The organism is Limnofasciculus baicalensis BBK-W-15, assembly GCF_024178385.1.
GTDB classification, from domain to species: domain Bacteria; phylum Cyanobacteriota; class Cyanobacteriia; order Cyanobacteriales; family Coleofasciculaceae; genus Limnofasciculus; species Limnofasciculus baicalensis.
On record NZ_JAMZMM010000662.1, the window covers coordinates 1 to 1616 of the forward strand.

Sequence of the window (1616 nt, forward strand, 5' to 3'; positions counted from 1 at the left end):
CTTGCTTGCGGCCTGCTCGCCCTTGCGCACTTCGGGGATCGCGGTCTTGAGGTACCACTCTGGGCCAAGGAAGACCGCGCTCGCCATGAAGAAGACGAGGATGACCATGACGACGTCCACCATGGGCGTCATGTTGGGCCCATAGTGCAGGTCGTGCTGCGCCAGCGCGTTGCGCTTCCTGGACGGGTGATGGCTCATGGCGCACCCTCTGGGCGCTGGGCGGTCAGGAGGACGTTGCGCAACTTCACTTCTCGACAGGCGGCGAGAATGGGCGACACGCTCGCGTAGTTGAGGCGGCGATCCGCGCGAATCTGCACCAGTGGGGCTTTCTCGGGTGCGCTCCCGGCGTGGAGGCGCAGTCGCTCGCGCAGGGTCGCCGCGTCCGTGGTTCGCCCATCGATCATCACGCCCGCGGGATTGCCTTGGTCACCCTTCACGATGTTGATGATGAGGGGCGACGTTGCGGAGTCTTCGAGCCCGGCCGAGGCCTTGGGCAACTGAACCCCGGCTTGTCGATCCGTCGCGAGCCGCCCGACGAGCAAGTAGAAAATGATGAGGCACATCACCACGTCGATCAACGGCGTGACGTTGATCTTGCCGGCATGGCTCGTGGGAATGGCGAATCGACGACGCACGCGAAACTCCGATCACTTCTTGCCGACGGGCAGGATCTCGACGATTTCGCTCGCGACCATCAGGCCCCGGGTGCAGATGCGATCGACGATCGAGCGTTACAACCCGAAGACGAAGAGGAAGGGGATCGCGAGGCAGAGGCCAAGGAGCGTGTGGAAGAGGGCCTTGGACATGCCCAGTGAGGGGTTTGCTGCTTGCGTCTGCCCGCCCGCCTCGCCCAAACTCGTGAACGCGAGGATCATGCCCCAGACTGTGCCCGCGAGGCCGATCAGGGGGCCCAGGTTGCCGATGACGTTCAGGATCTCGATCTTGCGGAACCACTTGGCGGACTCTTCGGACGCCGCGAGTTCTGCGGCCTCACGCAACGCAACGCGATCGCTCTCAAGATGGACGAGCGCAGGGCGCAGAGCGTTGCTGACGTAACTGGTGTCCTTCAAGACGAACTCCTTGAGTTCGTCGATGCGCTGCGCGCGGGCGAGTTCGCGCACGCGCCGCACCGACGCCTCGGGCATGATCTTGCTCTCGCGGATCTCGATCGCGCACACGAAGACGACCGTCATCCCCACCAGCGAACCCAAAATGAGAATGATCGTGAAGAAGTCGAACGAGTCCTTGAACAAACCCCATAGGCGGCCCGACCCCGGGGCACTCGCGTCTGGGATTGCGACTGGGCCTGCGTCTTGAGCCAGCGCGTTGCTCGCGACGGCTCCAACAACCGCAAGGCCCACAAACACCCAGCCCGAAAACGCTCGTCTATTGCTTGACATGGGGCGATGATAAGCGAGCGCTACGAGCGAAGCCCGCTCGGACCACCTTCGTCCAGGTCCCGCTCTTCGATCCCACGGCTCACCTTGAACCCCTCGCCAAACCACTTGCCCAGGTCGGCCATTCGTGCGCGGGCGTCCGCGAATGGGTACGCCGGGTTCGTCGGCGAGACCCACACGCCCGTCACGCGGCAGCGGATCGGATCGCGCTCGAGCAAC

Annotated in this window: 4 protein-coding genes; all 4 read right to left on the reverse strand. The window is 64.0% G+C overall.

All coding sequences use genetic code 11. The annotated features are described in order from the left end of the window. On the reverse strand, positions 1-198 hold a 198-nt coding region (locus tag NJ959_RS29235), incomplete at its 3' end, for a biopolymer transporter ExbD (protein WP_254015271.1). Then, the gene (locus NJ959_RS29240; protein ID WP_254015272.1) at positions 195-635 is read right to left on the reverse strand and encodes an ExbD/TolR family protein; all 441 of its coding nucleotides are present in this window, start codon (positions 633-635) and stop codon (positions 195-197) included. The genes NJ959_RS29240 and NJ959_RS29235, both read right to left, overlap by 4 nt. A gap of 96 nt (positions 636-731) precedes the next feature. After that, positions 732-1253: a MotA/TolQ/ExbB proton channel family protein gene (locus NJ959_RS29245; RefSeq protein WP_254015273.1), complete on the reverse strand. Its 522-nt coding sequence runs from the start codon at positions 1251-1253 to the stop codon at positions 732-734. 167 nt (positions 1254-1420) lie between these two features. Continuing rightward, positions 1421-1616, reverse strand: a 196-nt coding sequence (gene yacG, locus NJ959_RS29250) for a DNA gyrase inhibitor YacG (protein WP_254015274.1), incomplete at its 5' end; no start/stop codon positions are given.